The organism is uncultured Campylobacter sp. (assembly GCF_938045205.1).
Classification (GTDB): Bacteria; Campylobacterota; Campylobacteria; order Campylobacterales; family Campylobacteraceae; genus Campylobacter_B.
In genome coordinates this window covers 1-21,207 of sequence record NZ_CALIMY010000108.1, presented here as the reverse complement: position 1 = coordinate 21,207, position 21,207 = coordinate 1, and the positions used below count along the sequence as shown (strand labels likewise).

The following is a 21,207-nucleotide window of genomic DNA, read 5'->3' as shown; positions in this document are numbered from 1 at the left end:
GCACGATGTTTTCGAACATGCTCAAATGCTGCGGCTAATGCGTGCGATGGACGCTGCTGCGGTAAAATTTTAGAATTTTGCGGAATTTTCACGAAATTCCATATTTTTCACGAGATTTTTGTAAATTTGCCTTATGCGGAATTTTAAAATTCCTCAAGGAAATATTTTAATTCTTTTAAAATTTTGCGAAAGAGCTTTTGCGGAATTTTATCCGCGTTTTATTTTGCGCCTAAGCTTCCGTGCGCTTGCTCGTCGAAACTTATAAAAATTTATAAAATTTCGCTCGATTTATGAGGCGCGTCAAAACAGCGAAGCAGGACGGTATAAATTCTAGCGACGATTGCACGGATTATTTGCTGCGCGAGCCGAGTTATTTAATTTTTGGGCGAAACGAGCGCTTTACGTCAAAGCCCTTGCTGGCAATTTTTATATCATTTGGTATCGTGCCTGTCGGAGCAGAGGCGTCCTTTTTGGCGGATAAAAACTCGACTAAGCTTTGCCAGACGAAATCGGCATCCAGATAAAACCCCATCGCGTTAAGCTGTGGATTTATCGCCGCGGTGTGAATGTTCTGTGTGAGCTTAAAAAATACGATTGGGGCGTTTAAAATTTCATCTTTGCTTATATAGCCGTAAACAATGCTTTTTAGCGTCGTTTTGCGGTTGCCCTCTAGTGCCATGAGCTGCAGAATTTCCTCGCGTGTAGCCTGCTCGCCGACCTTACCTAGCCATGAGGGGCGATATGGGCGCGAAATTCATCGCCAAAGCTCAAAGTTCTGTCATTCTGATACTGCCTTCTTAGCTCCGTCTCGTCAAACTCTAGGCTTGTGTAAATTTTACCTTGCGTTGCGAAAATATGGACTAAATTTTTGCCGATGAAAATCACGGAGTGAAGCAGGCGCGGCAGTTTATTTACGTCAGTTTTGCTCCAGTTTATAAATTTACCGCGGATAAAGCGGTACCCGCTAAGCTTCATTTCAAAGACCTTTTTATCGCCCTCGTCAAGCCTCCATAGCTCGTCCACACTGACTGGAGTAGAGTTTCTGCGGTCATAGACCAAAGTCTCATCAAGTCCGTATTTTGACACCATAAAATCGTAATTATCTTTAAATTTAGAGATAATTTTCATGTTCGTCCCCTAAAATTTTATCTTTCAAAAGCTCCTGAATCGGCGTGCTTTGCACTGAAACCGAAGCAAAATTTTATCGCTGCAAATTTACGCTGTGAACCTCGCAAATTTTACAAAAATTTACTGCTAAATCGCCAAAATTTATATCGCAAGCTCACGGCTCGCTAAATTTTACCGCGTGCCGGCAAAATGGTAAAACCGAACGAAAAGCGTGCGGTGCGGCAAATTTTAAATTTATTTTACGCGGCGGCGTAGAGTTTTAAAATTTATTTTCTGCGATGGCGCAAAATTTTAAATTTATCTGCCGCAAAAACGGAAGCCGCTACCGCTTAAAGTCGTGAATTCGTATATTGGCGCCATATTTTTTGCAAAGCTCGCTTACCTTTTCTTTCAGCCTTTCCTCGTCGTAGCAGATGAGATCGATGTATACGTGTTTTTGCCCGGTTGCACCGCCGATTATTTCCAAAAACGAGCCGCAGCTCTCCAACTCATCGTCCTCGATTTTGTTTCTCAGATCAAAGCCCGCCTGCACGTCGCCGCCGTTATCGATGCTAAGAAAGCAAAATTTGATGCCAAGCTCGAAGGCTTCGTTATAGATGTCGCGCTCGCCGTTTAGGTACTGATTTACGATGGCCGTTAGGCAGGTGGTGCCCACGATCACGTCCTCGCGCACCTCGCTGCCGCGCGGCTCCATTTCGTAGCTGAAAAAATTCTTTAGCGGTTCGCGCGCAGCTTTTTCGCCGAATTTCTCATCGATCAGATCGGCAAATTCGCTTAGCGGCACGCCGTTTTCCTGCGGCTGGGCCAGCACTTCAAGCATGCCTAAAGTGTTAATGACCGTCGTCTCGCCGATGATGTTATCAAGTAGGATGAAACTTAGATTGCCCGCCTTGCCCTCATCCTGCGCGAGCAGAGCCGCTAGGTTTTCGTTGTAGATTTTGATGTCTACGTCGCTTTCGTTAAACTGCGCGTAGATCATCGACTCCTCGGCGTTTACGCTCGTGTCATACATCTCGATCCCGCCGATACCTCGCGGCGCACGCGGCTTTCCGAGCGTGCAGATCATTTTGGACTCAAGCTGTTTTGGCATAACGTTTTTGATGAAGCTTAGCCAAAATAAGCGGTGCCTCATACCCTCGGGAGTTAGCACCAGATCGAGCTTATCGCCCACGAGCCCCGTCATAAAATAGGGCTCGGCAAGGCAGATGCGAAGCTTCTCGTCGGTCTTTTGCATCGCCTCTTCAAACTCTTCCGCCGCCAGATCGGCCTTGATCTCATCTATCACGCCGCTAAATTCCGCCCAAAATTTATCCACTCTGCCCGCAAAAGTGCTTGGAATTTGCGCCTTTTCAGCCTTTTTTCCTGAGCTAAATAACCCCACGGTCTCTCCTTTAATTAAATTTAAACGCAATTATAGCTTAATTTTTTGCGCAGGCTTGGAGCCAAATTTTAAAAGCCCACCCTCATGTGCACTGAAAGCAGCCGCCCAAAACCTCGCATTTTTCGCAGATCTGCACGTATATGACCCCCTCGCCCTGCACCAGCTCGCCGAATGAGATCTGCGCTAGATGCTTCATCGTCCCGCCGCAGCTAGGGCAGCTCAGATACTCGGCGTCCTGCACCCACTGCGGATAGCCGCCCACGGTCACGTCAAGCTCGCTAAAGCAGCCGTAAAAGGGCGATACTTCGCCGCCTAGCTTAAATTTCATACCGCTCAGTCGCGCAAAATCCTCTTGCGAAAAGTAACTTTTCTCCATCCCTTCGCCCTCGCAGCGCATCTGCGGCTCGCCGTCCGCGCCGCATTTGCAAAAATACATTACCGAGCCGACGCAGGTCGGGCAGCAGCGAAAGATCGCGTCGTGCTTTAAATTTAGAAACGCAAGCCGCGGATCAGTTGCCTTTAGACGCAGCATATCAAGCATCTCGCAGCCGCAAAACTCGCACTTTTGCCCTGTAGGCCTGCCGATACGTACGGGCTCGTCCGCATTTTGGTTTGCGTCTTCGCAAGCGTCCTTTGCATTTTCGCTTAAATTTAAACCGCTGCTAGCGTCTTTTTGCGCGTCTGATTTGAAATTTACGCGCTCGTTCTGCAAGCTCGCGCCTTCGTTTATGCCCGTGCGAGCACTCTGCGCGCCCGCGTGTAAATTTGAAATTTCGTCCGCGCCGTTTTGTGCGTTTTGTTCGGAATTTGCGCTGCCCGCGCGGCCTTTGAAATTTGAAATTTCACTCGCGCTTTCATCTCCGCGCTCGCGCTCGCCGTTTTTATCCGCGCCATCTTTTACGCGCACCGCGGCAAGGCATTTATCAAAAACTAGCGATTTTCGCTCGCCCCTCTTATCAAAGCTCCAGCCGCCGATTTTCGCGTAAAAATCTGTGCCTACGTAGAGCTTTTTGCGCCACGGCCTCGGGTTTTTATACAGCTCGTAAAAGAGCTCCGTCGTTTTTTCGTCGCCCTGCCACGCAAGCGAGCGCAGAAGGTGATTTAGCGCGTTTTTGGAGTTATCTTGTAGCGAGTCTAGTTTGGCTATGAGCGAGTCTCTTACGTCCTTAGGCGCGCCGAAGTAGATTTCGGGCGGATAGTAGATCTGCTTCGCTGCCGCAGCTCGCGCGATCCTTGGATCGTGGATATCCAGCAGGCTAAAAAGCGCCCAAAAATCGTTACAAATCTCATCCCATTTTTCGATCTCATCGATTCGGTCTGCGATTTTTAGGATCATCGCCTCCACTTCGCCCGCGCCTAGGTTTAAAATCTCCTCTCGCCTCTGCTTTTGGCGGCACGAGTGGCAGATGCCGTCGAAATATATCGTGTTTTCGCCGCATTTTGGGCATAGATGGGCTTTGCTTTGCATTTTATCTCCTTAAATTTGGATTTAAATTTCGTCAAATTTTAGCTAAATTTTACTGTTTTATGGCGATCAAGCGCGGTTTAGAATTTAATGTCGCATTGAATTCGAGGCTTTAATACACCTAAAATGCGTCATTTACAAATGGAATTCAAGCTGAAAGAGATGTGAATTTTAAATTACAATAGAAGTAGGGTGGGTTTGCGAGATCAAGTGGAATTCATCTTCGAAAAGATAAATTCCACTTTTATGCTCTTAGGCGCAAATCACTTTTCAATGTGATGTTTGACTAGATACTCGATGATATTTACCGCATTATCGATGCCGCAATACGACGTGTCGATGCAGATATTGTAGTTTGCGGACGCGCCCCAGACTTGGTTGGTGTAGTATTGATGAAAGCTCATCCTGCCTGCGTCGCTGTTTTCCATATACTCTCGCGCGTCGGTGTGACCCTCTTTTTCCAATCTAGCGAGCTTAAACTCATCGCTCGCGCGTAAAAATACCGTCAGCAGATCCGGATGTCCGCGCAAGAAAAACCCGGCGCAGCGCCCAAGCACTATAACGTTGCCGCCCGAGACGATCTTCTCGTAGATTGCTACGATGCGATCGCGCTTTTGCTCATTGGCTAGCTCGTTGTGCGATATTGCCTGAAGTAGCGTATTTACGGGCATTTCGTTGTAGAACTCATACATCTGCTCGAAGCAGCCAAGCTCGTCTGCTTTGCGGAGCAGATCTGCCTTGGCTAGATAGGTGTAGCCTAAGCGCTCGGCTAGTTTGCGCGCGGTTTCGCGCCCACCTGCGCCCGTTTGTCTAGCGATCGAGATTATCATATTTTCTCCTTAGATGAAATGTGCAAATATACCGGCACCGATGACGGTAAGAAGTCCCGTAACCGCCATTGCTAAAGACGCCATCGCGCCCTCTACGTCACCGATCTCAAGAGCGCGCGCCGTTCCCATCGCGTGGCTCGCGCAGCCTAGGGCGATACCTTTTGCCATCGCCTTTTTGATGCCAAAAATTTTAAGTAGTGCCTCGCCAAATACGCTGCCGATGATGCCCGTAGCGATGATGCAGGCCACTGTTAGTGTCACGATGCCGCCTAAGCTTTCGCTGATACCCATACCGATTGGCGCCGTGACAGATTTCGGTAGTAGCGTGACATACATTGTATGATTTAGCCCAAATATCACCGACATCGCGTAGATGCTGCCTAGTCCTGCGATCATACCCGAAATCAGTCCTGCAAAAATAGCTAAAAAATTACTTCGCAAAAGTGCCAGCTGCTCGTATAGCGGTACGGCTAGACAGACGGTAATCGGCGTTAAGAAAAAGCTAATGTGCGAGGCGCTCGCATTAAATTTCTCGTATGGAATTTTAAAGATTAAAAGCACGCAGACGGTAAGCACGATACCGATTAGAAGCGGGTTGAAAATCGTTAGCTTAAAGCGCTTTTTTAGATAAAGTCCCAGCTCAAACGAGCCCAGGCACAAAAACACGCCGAAAAAAGCGGAGTTCATTAAAATTTCTCTCATTTTTTATCGTCTCCGGATAAAATTTCGCGCTCCAGCTTCGCATCCACGCCCTTTGTATTCACGCCGTCTTGTTCGTGCGCGGCTTCGTAAAGCCTGCGCTTAACGCGGGCGAGGGCAATTTTATAAAAAATTTGCGTTACCGCGCCACTTGCACCAATGACTACTACCGTAGAGACCGCCGTAATCGCGATGATTGCGAAAAGATGCTGGCGTAGCGCGTCACCTGCGATGATGATCGCAGCGCCCGCCGGGATGAAGATCACAGGCATAATCTGCATAAAAAATGACACGGTTTCTCTAATCTGCGATACTTTGATGAGTTTGAAGATCAGGGCTAAAAGCATAATGACTAGCCCATAGATGCTAGCGGGGATTGGCACAGGCACGAGCGCCGCCAAAATCTCCGCAACAAAAGATATTCCTAAAATCACGCTAAATTGGATTAAGTAGTTCAAAGCTTACCTCGGATTAAAATTTAGCGCTAAATTTAGCACTTTGCAGTTAAAATAGATATTAATCTTGCTAGGTTTGGGCGAAATTTTGCAGCAAAATTTACTTAAGTAAGCTCTGTAGCTAGGCTGTAGGTAGAATTTTGCGATTTATTATAGCGCTAAATTTAGCCTTGCGGCACGGATAAAATCTGGCGATGACTATTCAATCAAGCGTCTCGCCTAGCTCTATTTTGACGCCGAGCACCCTGCAGACTAGATCAAAAATTTCAATATCGACATTGGGCGCGTATTCGTCCAAGACGGTGTAAACTTCGGCGCGCATATCCTCGTCATGGCCCGGGTGCGAGCGCGAATACAGCTCGTCCGTGCGCCGCACGAGCGCGAGATTATCGATATCTCGCTCGCGCATCGCCTGCTTGAGCCGTTTTGAAATTTGCCATTTGAAACTTTGCATTTTTCATCCTTTAAATTTGCGCGATACTAGCCAAAAGGACTTTAAAATTTAATTTCTTAAATCCGGTGACGCGTTTCGGCGCGATCAACGAGCCTGCGCCGTACGGTCTTGCGCTTGCAAATATAAAACGAGCCGGGTTTAGATCAAGGCTTTACCGGCTAAATAGAAGATTATCTTTGCGTAAATAGCGCTAAATCTCGCAAAGCCAATGGGATTACTTCGCCGTGCGAAGCGCCTTCGTAGAGCCTAAACTCGCAAGAAAGCCCCTTTGTTTTTAAAATTTCAGCTAGATCGGCTACTTTTAAAATTCCCGCTTTATCGGTTTTTCCTTTACGCATTTCACTCGAGCCGGCAACGAGCATTATGAATTTCGCTTTTAAATTTGATCTAAGCTTTCCCTCGTCTAGGGCATCTCTGATCAGCTGTGATTCACCCCACCACAACGAAGGCGAGGCGATAAAAAACTCGTCGAAAATCCCATCGTCGCGCAGCAAAGCATAAATCCCGAATAGCCCGCCGAACGAATGTCCGAAGTAAATTTTATCGCTTTGCGTCGTGGCGTATTTTCGATCCACGAGCGGCAATAATTTATCTTTTACAAAATCGTAAAATTCTGCCGCGCCGCCGCCGTTTGCATATTCTTCGCCGCTCGCCGCAGGCGTTAAATCTCTCGTGCGACGCTTAGTATCATACGCTAGCGGGCTATCGTATCCGATACCTACTATAAGGACGGTTTTGCTTAATTTCGACACCGCTTTTGCGTTTTGCTTTGCGCCATTCGCATAAATTTTCGCATAGGAGTTTAAAAGTATCGGAAACTGCGCGTTCGCATCAACCATAAAAACTACCCTATCGTAGCGAGCGACATTTTTTTGGCGAGCTATAAAAATTTTATATTTTTCGCCGTTCTTGCTTTTTAGAATAAAATCGCTCACGTTAAACATTTCGCGCGCAGCTCCACTTACCCGCTCAATCTTTTGTGGCGGTTTTGCCCCCAGATCGCAAGCGAATAAGCACACTAAAAAGAGCGCGTCAAATACCGCAAGAAAGCTCTTTAGGCTTACCATTTAGCGTTTACCTTAAACCAAAACCTCCTGCCCTCCTCGGGATACCAATAGTAATTGTCGTCGTCCGCAAGACCCTCGTCGTATCGGACGTTATCAAAGATATTGTAGGCGGTTAAATTTAGACTCAGATTATCGTTTAAATCGTATTGTGCGCCCAAATCCGTAGTAAAAAGCTTTTTGTCGTTTTTGCTGACTCTATTGCCCGGACCGAATTGCACGCTTGTAAGCTCGCTTTCGTAATTAAGACCGATAAAGGTAGAAAGCGGAGCGATAGGCCTATAGCTAAGCGTCGCATGTGCAGCATGCTTCGGAGTAGCGGTCAGGGATTTGCCATCCAGCCTACTAAGATTGGTTTGGCTAAATTTAACGGCGCCGTTTGGCGTATAGATCGTAGGATCCCCGGTTTCGATCTCGGAGTGGCTATAGGTGTAGTTTGCCTTGAAATTTAGCTTTTTAGTAATATCGTAATCGCCACTCAGCTCAACGCCGTAAACCTCGGCTCCTTCTATATTAAAATACGTTCCCCAACCAGGACAATTAACGCTCGGCGCGCCGGCGCAGCCTCCGTAAGCGGGAATCCTATTGATATTGCTGCCATCGGTATCTAAAATTTTATCTTTGAAGTCGTTTTTAAATAGCGTGATATTGCCGCGCAGATCGTCTGCATTGTCGTAATAAAGCCCGATCTCGTAGGTCGTGCTTTTCTCGGGCTTTAAATCCTTGTTACCGAAATCTATAATCCTCCAGCCGCCCTGAATCGTGCCTACTTCAGGCGAAATTTGATTGACGTCGGGAGTTTTATAGCCGGTTGCGACGCCGCCTTTGATCGTCCAAGTATCGCCTATATTAAACGTCGCGTAGGCTCTAGGAGAAAAGTGGTTGCCGAAGTATTCGTTATGCGTGAGCCTGCCGCCGAGCGTTAAAAATAGCGTATTTTCGAAAATTTCGATCTCATCCTCTAAAAATCCCGCATGCTCGTTCATAGAAAATCGTTGCGGAGAGCGTAAATTTTGCCTACTCGCGTTTGAAACGATGAAAGTCGTTTGCACATCCTGTTTGCTAAAATCGTAGCCGAAGGTAAGCGTATTTATACCGAGATAAGTCGTAAATTTGGAATTAAAATTTCTATTTTTTACGATTGCGGGAGAAAGGCTATCAAAAATGCTCGTACGGCGAGTCTTATCCCAAAAATAACTTATATCAGCACTTAAGCTCTCAAACTCACCCAAATATCCGACGCCGTGATTTTCTCTTTTATATTTATAGTGATTTAATCCACGCGCGTTGGGATAAACGGCGGTTTTACCAAGAGTCCTTGAATAATCATGATTTTGTCTTCCGGTTTGAAAGTAAAATTTATTATTTTCATCCGGCGTTAGCCAAAGTTTGGCGTTAGAATCCGATTTATCACTCTTCTGATAGCCTCCCTTATAGCCATCCTCGCCGCGCAGCTTTTTATATCCCCACAGCTGAAGTGCCGCATACTGCCCAAAGGGAATATTGACGTAGGCTTCGCCCATCTTGCCGTCTCCGATACCTTCGTGATCTTGGATAGTTGTAGATATAGCAGCACTTCCGCTAAATTTAGAAAAATTCTTTTTCGTAATGATATTTATCACGCCGCCTACTGCATCGCTCCCGTAAAGCGAGCTCATCGGTCCTCTAATCACCTCGATACGCTCGATCGCTCCTGCGGGCGGGATAAAATTCGAGTTCATATCGCCCGCTCCGCCTTTTGGGTTCGCCGCCGCGGAACTTACACGTTTGCCGTCGATAAGCACAAGGGTTTGGGAGCTTTCCATTCCTCTGATGGATATCCCGCTTGCCGGGCCGTCATCGCCTGCGATGACGCTAACGCCCGGCATTTTATTCGCAATATCGTGTAGCGAAGTGAATCTGCCGCTTGATATCTCTTTATTATCCAAGGTGGAAATGGAGGCCGGCGCCTGCCTAATATCTTGGCGAAAGCCGCTCGCACTTACTACGATTTCGCCAAGATTCGTGCTATTTGCGTCACTGCTTAGATGCGAGCCTTCGACGCCGCATAAAATCGAAACGCTCGCGCATATCGATAATGCGATAAATTTCGCCTTTTTAAAATACATATCTTTTTGCATTTTTGTTCCTCTATTTTGAAATTTAATCGCGGATTATAACTCAAAGCGGATAAATTTAATATTAATTATTAAAGTATTTTTATAGAATTAAATTTAACTAATAATTCCCCGTTCCATCGATATTTTTATAAAAATTATTTTAAATAAAGTACAACATATAATCAAGAAATTGCTGTAAATAAGTAAAATTTTATAACGCCCGGCATTAATTATCAAATCGTTTTGAAGAAATTTTGCACAGTTTTGATTTTATCTGCTCTAAGAATCATTTTCGCTTTTGTGGACGTGTATATTTTAAACTATCGAAGGCATTACAAGCGGCAACGCGAAAATGGCTTTGCTCTATTGATTTCGTGCATCCTGCGGCTTGCGATAATTATAGACTAGCATAGGATTAATATGCGATGTTTTTTAACACAGTAGCTTCGTATGAATAAATTTAAGGAGCATAATAGCTTCGGCGCAATTTAAAATTTGAGTAGTTTATATAGGCGGATTTAAATTTAAACTAGATTTATCAGCACGGCAAAATCTGTCAAGGTTTTAAATTTAGAAGTAAAGAATCGATCCAAATTTAAAATCCTGGCGCAAGAATGCAAAGTAAGAAGATAAATTTAATAAGACCCCGCAAATTTATCTTAAAATTTAGCGGGATCAAATTTAGATTTACGCCGCAGGCGCACTATTTTCGGCGTGCGTATCGTCCGAGTCCTTAGGCCTTAAAAACCACTGCTTTGCAAAGATCAGCGCGTAGATCGCTGCGCCGATGCCGTAGCTAACGTATTCGCTCGGAATGAATTCTATAAATTTCGCGCAGATATTAGGCACCAGCATTAACGGCGTTACTAGCAGTAATAGCAGGCGCTCTAGCGGATTACATTTTGTAACAAACCAGCCTTGTAGCGAGGAGCTGAAGGCAAACATGCCCACGATCGCCGTGGCAAAAATCAGCACGATTTGCAGTGGATCGCTGATCCAAACGATGCTTTTTGAATCCATCGGATCGCCGATGCTTTGGATCAAAAGCAGCTTATTATTGAAGAAAAACGCAAACGGAAGTACGGCGGTGCGCAGATCATACACGAAGCCCTGAAGTCCCACGGTTACCGGATTTGCCTTTGCGATGCCCGCGGCGGCGTATGCGGCGATGCCCACCGGAGGGGTATCATCGGCTAAAATTCCGAAATAAAATACGAAAAGATGCACCGCGATCGCAGGGATCAAAAAGCCGTTTTTGCCGGCCAGTATTAAAATCACCGGAGCAATAAGGCTCGAAACGACGATATAATTCGCCGTCGTAGGAAGCCCCATGCCCAAAATCAGACTCATTATCGCAGTCATCAGAAGTATCAGCACTATGCTATTTCCCGCGACCGCCTCCACGAGCTCTGAAAGAACCTGTCCCAGCCCGGTAAGCGAGATCGAGCCGATGATGATGCCCGCTAGCGCGGTGGCAACGGCTACCGTGACCATGTTTTTAGCAGCACCCACCATAGCCCAAAAGATATCTACGAAACCTACGATAAAATCGGACTTGCCAACTTTTTCGCCAAATATCGTTTTCTTTGCGGGCTCTTGTACGATCATTATTAAAAATAGCACGCAGATCGAGTTAAACGCCGCAGAGATCGCGCTTTCTTTCAGAATCAATAGAGTGAAAAGAAGCACCAAAATCGGTATTATGTAATGAATGCCGCTAAATATAATTTTTAGCTTTGAAACCTTGGCGTAATCGCGGCTGCCGTGAAGCCCTAGCTTGCAGCTTTCCAGATGCACGATGAAAAATAACCCCGCGTAGCAGACGAAAGCGGGGATCACCGCCGCGATCATTACGTTGGTGTAGCTCATACCTAAAAATTCCGCGATGATAAATGCCGCAGCGCCCATGATAGGCGGCATAAGCTGCCCGTTTACGCCGGCGGCGACCTCGATAGCGCCCGCTTTAGTGGCTGTAAGCCCTGCTTTTTTCATTAGCGGGATCGTAAAGGTACCCACCGTCACAACGTTTGCGGTCGAGCTGCCGCTTACCATGCCGGTTAGCCCGCTAGCGATTACGCTAGCCTTGGCGGGTCCTCCGCGGAAGCGACCTAAAATCGCAAACGCTACGTTTATAAAATACTGCCCCGCTCCGGCTCGCTCCAAAAGCGCGCCGAATAGCACGAACAGATAGATGAAGCTGGTGCTGACCCCTACCGGTACGCCAAATACGCCCTCTGTCGTTAAAAACATATGCCCTGCAAGCAGTTCAAAGCTTGCGCCGCGGTGCGCGATGATATCTGGCATATAAGGGCCGAAGTAACAATACAGAAGAAAGGTAAAAGCGATAATGCCAAGCGCGGGCCCCATCATACGACGACCCGCCTCAAAAAGGATAAAAATACCTATAAAGGCTGCTACGATATCTCTGGTTAGATAATTTCCCGGGCGCTGCGCTAGCCCGTTAAATTCTATTGCAGGATACAAGATCGCGGCGACTCCGACGATTAATAAAATATAATCGTAAAACGGGATGTAAAAATGTGCCTTAGAGCGCGGGCGAAACGGAAAAAGCGAAAAAATTATAAAAATGGCGAACGCCAAGTGGATTGAGCGCGCGATATTCGTATTTAGCGTAAAATATGCGATATAAAGCTGAAAGACCGACCACGCGAAGCAGACCAGCGTCACGAGCCAGAAGAGCTTTTTAGAGGTAAATTCTCTACTTTTTACCTCTAAAACCTGCTCGTCGTTTTGTGTAGATTTCTCCATCAACTAGCCTATTTCAGCAGTCCGGCTTCTTTATACACCGCCTCTGCCGCAGGATGAAGCGGTGCGCTAAGCCCCTCTAAAAGAGATTCTTTGCTTACCAAATTTAACGCAGGGTGTAGTTTTTTATACTCGTCGAAATTATCAAGTATCGCCTTAACTACCGCTCTAACTGCTTCGTTACTTTGGCTAGCGTCGGTTACTAGCACGGCCTTTACGCCGATAGTCTGCGTATCGTGATCTACGCCGTCATACATTTTTGCAGGGATCACGCCTTTGGCAAAATATGGATATTTTTCTAGAATTTTTTTGATATGCTCATCGTCGATGCCGACTAAGTCGATAGGAAGCGAAGTCGCCGCATCGGTGATATTTGCGGTCGGATGTCCTACGACATAGAAGTATCCGTCGATCTTCTTATCTTTTAGCGCCATAGGGCATTCTTGCGCGGTTAAGACGCCGTGTTGGGCGAGCTTTTTGAGATCGAAGTCGTAGTTTTCAAAAACTATCGTGCTGGTTAGCTCGTTGCCGCTGCCTGGATTTCCGATATTGATCTTTTTGCCCGCAGCGTCGCCGTAGGATTTGATGCCGCTCTCTTTAGAGACGACGAAAGCCAAAAGTTCCGGATAGATCGAAATTACGGAGCGTAAATTTTTATCCGCCGCGCCTTGAAATTTGCCCGTACCGTTGTATTTATCATAGACGACGTCGCTTTGAACGAAGCCGAAATTTAGCTCTTTTTTAAGCACGTTATTGACGTTATACGTCGAGCCGCCCGTCGATTGCACGGAGCATTTCATATTTTTATCCATATTTACCAAGCGGCAAATCGCGCCGCCTACCGGATAATAGGTGCCGGTCATACCGCCGGTGCCGATATTGATGAACTCCTTAGCGCCTGAAACGCTAGCTAGTAAGGCCAAACCGGCCAAAGCAACAGAAAATTTTTTCATCTTTGCTCCTTTTTGAGTTAAAAGTTTGAAAGTATTGCTAAATTTCTATAAAATTCTAATAAAAACAGATCGAATTTCGCGCAAATTTACGATTTTACACATCACGGCGCAAGTGATTTAATATCAAAGTAGCTCGGCGATCTGCTCTGATATGCGGAATTTTACCGCAATAAAATTCTAAGCTTGAAATCCAAACGCCCGTGGATAAAATTTAACGCTATAAATTTAAAGCCTTAATAACTCACGCTGCTAAGATACAGCCCGTTCGGCGGAAAGGGGATTCTACTAAACGCCCGCGAGAAGCTAATCTTGCGCCCGCTCTGCACGGATTTTAGGGCGTTTGCGACCATCAGCCGCACCTGCGCTCGCAAAAATCCGTTGGCTTTAAAATTTATCAAGGTTAAATTTCTAAAAGAGTAGGCGCGCGCGACGTAGAGCTCGCGCACAGGGCTTTTTATGTCGCTGCCGCTTTTCATAAACTCGCTAAAATCGTGCTCGCCGATAAAATTTGCAAGCGCAGCATTGAGCGCGGCAAGATCTACGCGCGGATAAAACACGCAAAAATCGCTAAGAAAGGGGCTTGGACGTCCATGGTTTAAAACGTAGCGATAGCAGCGCGCTACGGCATCGTAACGCGGATGAAAATCGCGCGGTACCTGGCTGATGTGTTGCACAAAAATATAGGGCGCGCAGTGGCGGTTTATGAGCTCTTTTAGACGCGGCAGCTCCCAGTGCACGGTGCATTCGACGCAGCTTACCTGGCGCAGCGCGTGCACCCCTTTATCTGTGCGCGAGCTGCTGATGAGCGGCGCAAAGATCCCCACGCGCCCCAAAGCCGCGCGTAGCACGTCCTCGACGCCGCGCCCGTGAGGCTGAGACTGCGAGCCGCTAAATTTCGAGCCGTCGTAGGAATAGACGAGCTTGAGCTTTACGCGCTTGGAGTTTGCGCTCACGGCATATGCGCACGCATCTGCGGGAGTATTTGGCAGGGCGCTTATTTTGCCGATATGCGCAAGTTCGCTCGCTACAAAGTCGCTTGCGGGCGCGCTTTCAATAATATTTTTGAGTTCGGGCGCGCTTGCGAGGGTGTTTGCGGAAATACCCGCTTTGTAGGCGGCGTCTGCTTTGAGAGAGTTTGCGGCACGGGCGTCTGCGGGACTTGTGCAAATCTTTTCTATGCTTGTCGCGCAAATATCCGAAGCGACGGTATCGGCGGAATTTTTGCGGGCGGAATTTAAATTTGCCGCATGCGCGGTCTCTTTGGCGTGAACGGCGTCCAAATTCCGCTCGAAATTTTCGTGATTCAAACCGCAATCTGGTGCAGCATGGGTAGCCGTATTGCTTGCCGAGCTTACGAGAGCGGAATTTTTAAAATTTGAAATTTTATCGTTTAAGATCAAAACCTGCTCGCCGTTTTGCGCTTTGCATTTTAAATTTACGCCACGCAAAATTTCAGACGCACTAGCCTTGCTCGCCGAAATTTTATCCGTTAAATTTCGAGCGGACGAGCTTTCGTTTAAAATTTCGCCGCCGCAAAGCTCGGAGCCTTTTTCAGTACCTCGGGGCAATTTTGATCCTGTAATAAAGCAGCGAGCCGATAAGCGTAACGCCGAATGTCACCGGAAGCGCGATGCTTGGGTATTTAGAGAGCAGCATGATCATCGCGAAGTAGCTAAAAAGCACGCCGAAGATCCCCGCGTAAACGAAGCCCTTTTCGTAGCGATAGGTCACGATGCCGAGGCTTAGCGCAAACAAAAAGCTCGCCAGCGGAAAGAGCGAGACGAGGGTGTAGATGCTAAATTCTTTCCTGCGCTTCTCGCTGCCGCTCATATCGCTCCAGTATCCGATCACGCCGCCTCCGCCGCGGATATTGCGGTCGCTTTGCGTGCGCAGGGTTAAGCTTTCAAACTCGCTTACGTGCCACTGTTCGCCGCTCATCGTGTAAATTTTGCCGTCGTGCAGCATCGCAGAAAAGCTCGCGTTTTCGTTTTTAAACTCGCCGCTGCGCGCTACGATCATTCGCTCGTGATCCTGCGAGCCACCCGGATTATACAGCACGAGATCCTTATATAGCGTGCTTGTGCCGTTGTTTTCCTGCGAATCGATAAAAACGAGCCAGTCGGAAAATTTCTGCCCGAATTCGTTGGATTTGATATTTAGCGTCGCGCTAATTTTTTTGTAATCGATGAAATTGTCCTTTAAATTTTCGGCTATCGGCATCATAAAAAGCGATACGAAAAGTAGCGCTAAAGAGCACAGCGCCGCGCTTATGCCGAAAAATAGCGCGATCTTGCGCGTGGCGTAGCCGATAGTAGAAATGACGATGGTTTCGTTCTCTTTGGATAGCCTAAAAAGCGAGATGCTAAGCGCTACGAAAAACGCGATCGGCACCGTAAATATGAGGATGCGCGGCAGCATGAAAAGATAGAGCTTTACTAGCTCTGAAAAATTTATCTCGATAAACGACGTAATGCGCGCGATCTGAAGGAAAAAGACGATCGACATTATGATAAAAAGCGTGCTGAAAAGCGACGCGAAAGAGCCGACGAAATTGCTAAATAAATAGCGCTGCACCCTATCCATAAATGATGTCCAAGAGCCTTAAAATTTGATCTTTGAAGATAAAGGTAAGAAGCAACCCCATCGATAAAAACGGCACGAACGGCAGCTCGTAGCCTCTTTTGTGCGCGATGAGATACGCAGGCAGCGTCAAAATCGCGCCGATGTAGATCGAGATGCCGCCCAGCTTCCAGCCCAAAATCGCCCCCATAACGCCCGCGATAAAAATATCCGCGCTGCCCATCGCTTCGCGCTTTAGCACGAAGGTGACGATGAGGCGCAGCACGAAAAATATCGCCGCGTATCCCGCCGCCGCGCCCACGCCGCTAAGATTAAAATCATACATCAGCGTATAAGCAAGCGAAAGCGCAGTAACTACGTAAAGAAGGCTCTCGGGCACGGCTTTATACTCAAAATCGATCGCCGAAAGTGCCATAAGCAAGATGAAGCAGAGCCCGAGCACCGCGGCTTTTGCAAGATCGGGCTCGCCGAAATACGCCGCAAGCGCAAGCGCGCCGCCTAAAAGCTCGACGATCGGATAGCGGATCGAAATTTTGGTTTTGCAAAAGGCGCATTTGCCGCCCAAAAAGAGCCACGAAAGCAGCGGGATATTGTGGTAAAATTTTAAAGCGTGAGAGCATTTGGGGCAGTGCGATGCGGGGAAATTGACACTCTGTCCGCGCGGCAGGCGGTAGATCAGGACGTTGCAAAACGAGCCTACGCAGGTGCCGAATACCGCAAAAATCACGCCGTAAACGATATTTAAATCCATCTTTTTCCTTTTGAGCTTTAACTTTTTAAAATTTAATCAAGCGCTTTATGGTAGCGAGAAATTTCTTAGTTTTCATTGATTTTTTGCCTCTCGTAAGGGAAAAATTTTACGAAAATCGCCGCTGCGCCTACGCAAAATAAAATGGCTATGAGCCCTGCGATTAGCGGCTCGCCCCATGCCTCATATAATCCGCCGAAAATCAAAAATCCCGCCACCAGTATCACGGCGTTCAAAAGATCGAAGTTCAAAGTATCTACGATCCATAAAAACATAATATATGCGCCTATCCCGCTGCCTGCGGATGCCAAAATCCCCATTTTATCGGGGATGAAAGCAAACGCTAGCATAAAAAACAGCAGCAGGCAAATGTGTAGACCGCCAGTATAAATTTCTTTGGTTTTTTATACACGCTGCCGCATCTTGGGCATCTTAAAGATTTCATCGGCTTTTTGGTAAGCTTTTTGCCGCAACCACATTGTATGTAGTAGCTCATAGCCCTTCTTTCGGTTTTTGCGCGAACGGCGGCGTGATTTTTAAAATTTCTGCCGCGTTAAATTTACCGCGCCGCGTAAATTTACCGCGCCGCGCAACGCGGATCGCTCTAGAGCTTTAAATTTAAAAGGGCGAAATTTTAAAATTTCAAAGTATCGCGCGCTTACATAGTTAAAATTTTAAATTTTACGACGCTGCAAATTAAAATTCTGAAATTTTAAAATTTCAGGGTGTCGCGAGTGCCCGCAGATTAAATTTTAAAATTTACCGCGTTGCATGCGGTTCTGCAAAATAAAATTTTAAAATTTAAAGCGACCGTTAGAGCGACTGCGCCGCAGCTTAAAGACCGCCGAAGCGGCGTTGTTTGCGGCGGAAATCATCCACTATGCGCGCAAGCTCCTCGCGCGTGAAATCGGGCCACAGCGTCGGCGTAAACGCAAGCTCGGCATAGCTTGCTTGCCAGAGTAAGAAATTCGACAGCCGCTGCTCGCCGCCCGTGCGCACCAGCAGATCCACGTCGCCGCTGTGCGCGGTATCCAGATGTGCGCCGATGCCCACTTCGCTTAGTCGCTCTCCGCTTGCAAGCAGCCGCTCGCACGCTCGCACGATCTCGTCTCGCGAGCCGTAGTTGATCGCTAGGTTAAAATTTAGCGCTCGTCCGTTTTGAGTTAAATTTGAAAGATATTCGATCTCGCTTCGCAGATCGCCGCTAAAAGCCGATATGTCGCCGATCGGATAGAATTTTATCCCGTTTTGGGTAAATTTTTCGCGGCGTGAAATTAGGAATTTTTGAAGCAACTTCATCAAAAATTCCACTTCGCTTTTCGGACGCTTCCAATTTTCGGTGCTAAAGGCGTAGAGCGTGAGGTTTGCGATGCCTTCGTCGATGCAAAACTCGCAGATCTGCTCCACAACCTCCGCGCCCGCTTCGTGCCCGCCAGTGCGCAGCAGACCGCGCTTTTTCGCCCAGCGCCCGTTACCGTCCATCACAAGAGCGAGATGATTTAGGCTATTCACGGATCAGATTTTTTTCAGCTCAGCCGCGATTTTTAGGGCGACTTCGTCCTTCGGCGCGGTGTCGATTACGACCTGATCGTTTTTCGTGATAAGGGTGACCTTAAGGACGTCGCCGCCGAGCTTGATGATGTCGTCCAGCACGTTTAGGCAGACGGCGTCGAGATGCTTTTCGTTAAGCATGCGTTTGGCCTCGCCGACGGCATTTTCGCGGTCGGTTTCGAGTTTAAAGCCCACCTTTTTGATATTTCCGCGCACGGAGCTTAAGATATCCTCATTTTCGCCCAGGCGTAAATTCCAAATTTCGCCGATCTCCGCCTTTTTCACCTTATCTTTGTATCGAACCTTCGGCGAGTAGTCGCTTACCGCGGCCGCCATTATCAAATATGCGCCGTCGGGGAATTTTGTGCTGTCAAGCGCCGATTTTAGCCCGATAGTGCTTTCAAATTTAACGAGCTTGTACGGTAAATTTTCATATTCGTTGCTAGAGATCAGCGTCACGTCCGCACCCAGATAAAACAGCGCGTCGGCAATCGCTTTGGAGGTTTTGCCGCTGGAAAAATTCGTAATGCCGCGCACGCTATCGATCTTTTCGATCGTCGCGCCTCCGGTGATGATGACGGTTTTATCCTCCCAAAATTTATCGTTGTAAAGCGCTCGCTTTAGCGTCTGCATAATCGCCTCGGTGCTCGCTAGCCCGCCCTTGCCGGTATCGCCACAAGCTAGGGTTTTTTCTATCGGATCCACAAAATACGCATTGACGCTCGCTTTTAGCATATCGATGCAGTTTTTCGTGATGTTGTTTTCAAGTAGCGCGGGGTTCGCGGCGGGCGCGATGACTACCTTGGCGTGGGCAAAGGCCGCGTTTAACACCTCTAAAAATACGTTATCGCAGACGCCCCACGCGAGCTTGTTTATAGTATTTGCCGTCGCAGGCGCGATCAAAACCAAATCCACCTTGGAATAAGCGATGTGGTTGATGCCCGCCTGCCAGTTTTCGTTGGCTTTGCAAAGTACCGGGTGATCGCATAGCGCCTCGAATGCCTTGTAGCTGACAAACTCCTGCACGCCGTCGCTAAGCGCGACATAGACGTCGAAATTCGACTTTTTCAGAGCGGATAAAATTTCAAACGCTTTGTAAAAACTGATACTCCCGCAAACCGCCAGTAAAACCTTTTTCTTACTCATCTTCGCTCCTAAAAAATTTATGGAAAAACCCATCTTTGTTGATTTGTTTGCTTCGGCTGATCGCCAGCGCGCCGCTTGGAACGTCGCTCGTGACAGTCGTGCCCGCGGCGATTATGACGTCGTCGGCTACCCGCACGGGCGCTACTAGCTGCGTGTCCGAGCCGATAAAGACGTTTTTGCCGATTATCGTTTTGTATTTTTTCTTGCCGTCGTAGTTGCACGTAATCGTGCCGCAGCCGATATTGCTGCCCTCATCGATCTCGCAATCTCCGAGATAACTTAAATGCCCCGCCTTAATCTTATTTACTTTCGCGTTTTTAAGCTCGACGAAATTTCCGATATGGGTGCCTATAACCTCGCATTTTGGGCGCAGATGCGCCATCGGACCGATGTCGGAGTTTTTTACGACGCTATTTTCGATGACGCAGCCGCTTTTGATGAGCGAGTTTTCGATCACGCAAGGACCGATAATACTTACGTTTTCTTGCAGCTCGCACTCGCCGATAAATTTCGCTCTGCTGTCGATGTAGATGTTTTGCGGTAGGCGCATCAAAACGCCTTGCTTCATCAAATTTTCTTTGATCTCGTTTTGCATTAAATTTTCGGCGATGCTGAGGGCGAGCTTATCGTTTATCCCCATGAAATTTTGCTCGTCGACCCACACGGCGGCGCATTTTAAGCCCATATCTTTGGCGATTTTGATCGCGTCGGTGAGGTAGTACTCTTTTTGCGCGTTATCTGGTTTGATCTGCGGCAGAATCTGTTTCAATGCCTCGCTTTTGAAGCAGTAGCAGCCTGCGTTTGCGTCTTTTACCGCTTTTTCCTCTTCGCTTGCGTCCTTTTGCTCGACGATCTTTAAAATTTCGCCGCCGCGGGTGATTACGCGACCGTATCCGAATGGATCGCGCGCGCTAAAAACGCTTAAATTTACTTCCGCGTCCCCCTCGCAGAGTTTGCGAAGCTCGGCGCTTTTTACCAAAGGCATATCGCCGCAGATTATGAGCGTTTTTTCCCCGCGGATTTCGACCTCTTTTAGTCCGCCCGCAGTGCCGGGGAAATGCTCGTGATCTTGTTTGTAAATTTTAGCGTTTGGGAACTGCGCTAGAACCGCGCTTTTAACCTCGTCGAATTGATAGTGTAAAATCACGCTCACGTCGTTTGAAATTTCGTAAGCTTTCTTTAAGATGTGGATTATCATCGGCTCGCCGCAAAGTTCGAAAAGAACCTTAGCTTTTTGCGACTTCATCCGAGTGCCGAGTCCCGCGGCAAGAACTATAACCGAAACGTCGTTCATTTTTACCCTTAAATTTCAAAAATCGGATAATTTTAACACATTTAAAATAAATAAAAACCTAAATTTATGCCGCGCGGGCGAAATTTAAATCCCAAATTCAACTAAAATTTTATAAAATTCCGCCTAAATTTTAAAGCTTAGGCGGACGTTTTGAAAAAACTGATTTTGGTTACTTGTATTTGGGCTTTTAGTTTCTCGCTGATAGGCGAGTTTTTGCGCGGCATAGACAGCGCGTATTTGGCGTTTTCGCGCGTATCGTTGGCGCTAATTTGCTTTTTGCCGTTTATGAAATTTCGTAGCGTAAATCCCGCTCTGGCGCTTAAAATTTGCGCCGTGGGCGCCGTACAGATCGGCGTGATGTATATCTTCTACTACCGCAGCTTTGCGTATTTGAAGGTCTATGAGGTGGCGCTTTTTACGATATTTACTCCGTTTTACGTGACGCTACTTTACGATGCGCTTAAGCTTAGATTTCGCGCGCTATATCTTTTCAGCGTCGCTGTCGCGGTGCTGGGGGCTTTGGTGATAAAATTCGGCGCGATAAATTCCGAGTTTTTGACGGGCTTTTTGCTAGTACAAGGCGCAAATCTATGC

The 21,207-nt window shown here is 47.3% G+C and carries 21 protein-coding genes; 1 reads left to right on the top strand and 20 read right to left on the bottom strand.

Going from position 1 to position 21,207, the window contains the following annotated elements:
* Positions 1 to 370 precede the first annotated feature (370 nt).
* The 20 genes from Q0198_RS06655 to glmU form a co-directional block, all read right to left on the bottom strand.
* Positions 371 to 679, bottom strand: coding sequence for a hypothetical protein (locus Q0198_RS06655; protein ID WP_297896326.1), 309 nt, complete (start codon positions 677 to 679; stop codon positions 371 to 373).
* A gap of 44 nt (positions 680 to 723) precedes the next feature.
* Positions 724 to 1,128: a hypothetical protein gene (locus tag Q0198_RS06650; protein WP_297896324.1), complete on the bottom strand. Its 405-nt coding sequence runs from the start codon at positions 1,126 to 1,128 to the stop codon at positions 724 to 726.
* A 322-nt stretch (positions 1,129 to 1,450) separates the two neighbouring features.
* Positions 1,451 to 2,509, bottom strand: coding sequence for a hypothetical protein (locus Q0198_RS06645; RefSeq protein WP_297896322.1), 1,059 nt, complete (start codon positions 2,507 to 2,509; stop codon positions 1,451 to 1,453).
* 82 nt (positions 2,510 to 2,591) lie between these two features.
* Entirely contained in the window at positions 2,592 to 3,977 is a 1,386-nt protein-coding gene (locus Q0198_RS06640; RefSeq protein WP_297896320.1) for a cytochrome C, read from the bottom strand.
* 260 nt (positions 3,978 to 4,237) lie between these two features.
* Positions 4,238 to 4,804 (bottom strand): cytidylate kinase-like family protein, encoded by a 567-nt coding sequence (locus tag Q0198_RS06635; RefSeq protein WP_005873246.1) that lies wholly within the window; start codon positions 4,802 to 4,804, stop codon positions 4,238 to 4,240.
* Between the two features lie 9 nt (positions 4,805 to 4,813).
* Positions 4,814 to 5,506 carry an LrgB family protein gene (locus Q0198_RS06630; protein WP_295151400.1) on the bottom strand — a complete coding sequence of 231 codons (693 nt, stop codon included), beginning with the start codon at positions 5,504 to 5,506 and terminating at the stop codon, positions 4,814 to 4,816.
* A complete protein-coding gene (locus tag Q0198_RS06625; RefSeq protein ID WP_291937916.1) occupies positions 5,503 to 5,961 on the bottom strand; it encodes a CidA/LrgA family protein in 459 nt (152 codons plus the stop codon). The genes Q0198_RS06630 and Q0198_RS06625 overlap by 4 nt, the downstream gene beginning before the upstream one ends.
* 199 nt (positions 5,962 to 6,160) lie before the next feature.
* A complete protein-coding gene (locus Q0198_RS06620) occupies positions 6,161 to 6,412 on the bottom strand; it encodes a hypothetical protein (RefSeq protein ID WP_297896317.1) in 252 nt (83 codons plus the stop codon).
* A gap of 170 nt (positions 6,413 to 6,582) precedes the next feature.
* Positions 6,583 to 7,479 (bottom strand): alpha/beta hydrolase-fold protein, encoded by an 897-nt coding sequence (locus Q0198_RS06615; RefSeq protein ID WP_297896315.1) that lies wholly within the window; start codon positions 7,477 to 7,479, stop codon positions 6,583 to 6,585.
* The gene (locus Q0198_RS06610; protein ID WP_297896314.1) at positions 7,473 to 9,596 is read right to left on the bottom strand and encodes a TonB-dependent receptor; all 2,124 of its coding nucleotides are present in this window, start codon (positions 9,594 to 9,596) and stop codon (positions 7,473 to 7,475) included. Before Q0198_RS06610 ends, Q0198_RS06615 begins: the two co-directional genes overlap by 7 nt.
* Before the next feature lie 666 nt (positions 9,597 to 10,262).
* Positions 10,263 to 12,344: a TRAP transporter permease gene (locus tag Q0198_RS06605; protein ID WP_297896313.1), complete on the bottom strand. Its 2,082-nt coding sequence runs from the start codon at positions 12,342 to 12,344 to the stop codon at positions 10,263 to 10,265.
* Positions 12,345 to 12,352: 8 nt separating this feature from the next.
* The gene (locus tag Q0198_RS06600) at positions 12,353 to 13,294 is read right to left on the bottom strand and encodes a TAXI family TRAP transporter solute-binding subunit (RefSeq protein WP_297896311.1); all 942 of its coding nucleotides are present in this window, start codon (positions 13,292 to 13,294) and stop codon (positions 12,353 to 12,355) included.
* A 233-nt stretch (positions 13,295 to 13,527) separates the two neighbouring features.
* Positions 13,528 to 14,862 (bottom strand): tRNA pseudouridine(38-40) synthase TruA, encoded by a 1,335-nt coding sequence (gene truA, locus Q0198_RS06595; protein WP_297896309.1) that lies wholly within the window; start codon positions 14,860 to 14,862, stop codon positions 13,528 to 13,530.
* The gene (locus Q0198_RS06590) at positions 14,846 to 15,877 is read right to left on the bottom strand and encodes an LptF/LptG family permease (protein WP_297896306.1); all 1,032 of its coding nucleotides are present in this window, start codon (positions 15,875 to 15,877) and stop codon (positions 14,846 to 14,848) included. The genes truA and Q0198_RS06590 overlap by 17 nt, the downstream gene beginning before the upstream one ends.
* Complete coding sequence (locus Q0198_RS06585; RefSeq protein WP_297896305.1) at positions 15,870 to 16,625, bottom strand: A24 family peptidase; 756 nt, start codon at positions 16,623 to 16,625, stop codon at positions 15,870 to 15,872. Before Q0198_RS06585 ends, Q0198_RS06590 begins: the two co-directional genes overlap by 8 nt.
* Before the next feature lie 65 nt (positions 16,626 to 16,690).
* Complete coding sequence (locus Q0198_RS06580; protein WP_297896303.1) at positions 16,691 to 16,972, bottom strand: hypothetical protein; 282 nt, start codon at positions 16,970 to 16,972, stop codon at positions 16,691 to 16,693.
* Positions 16,966 to 17,118, bottom strand: a complete 153-nt coding sequence (locus Q0198_RS06575; RefSeq protein WP_297896301.1) for a hypothetical protein — start codon at positions 17,116 to 17,118, stop codon at positions 16,966 to 16,968. Before Q0198_RS06575 ends, Q0198_RS06580 begins: the two co-directional genes overlap by 7 nt.
* Positions 17,119 to 17,456: 338 nt before the next feature.
* Positions 17,457 to 18,134, bottom strand: coding sequence for a polyprenyl diphosphate synthase (gene uppS, locus Q0198_RS06570; RefSeq protein WP_297896299.1), 678 nt, complete (start codon positions 18,132 to 18,134; stop codon positions 17,457 to 17,459).
* A 3-nt stretch (positions 18,135 to 18,137) separates the two neighbouring features.
* Complete coding sequence (gene coaBC / locus Q0198_RS06565; protein ID WP_297896297.1) at positions 18,138 to 19,319, bottom strand: bifunctional phosphopantothenoylcysteine decarboxylase/phosphopantothenate--cysteine ligase CoaBC; 1,182 nt, start codon at positions 19,317 to 19,319, stop codon at positions 18,138 to 18,140.
* The gene (glmU, locus tag Q0198_RS06560; protein ID WP_297896295.1) at positions 19,312 to 20,613 is read right to left on the bottom strand and encodes a bifunctional UDP-N-acetylglucosamine diphosphorylase/glucosamine-1-phosphate N-acetyltransferase GlmU; all 1,302 of its coding nucleotides are present in this window, start codon (positions 20,611 to 20,613) and stop codon (positions 19,312 to 19,314) included. The genes coaBC and glmU overlap by 8 nt, the downstream gene beginning before the upstream one ends.
* Before the next feature lie 150 nt (positions 20,614 to 20,763).
* Here glmU and Q0198_RS06555 point away from each other — a divergent pair.
* The coding region (locus Q0198_RS06555; RefSeq protein WP_297896293.1) for an EamA family transporter at positions 20,764 to 21,207 on the top strand (444 nt) is incomplete at its 3' end.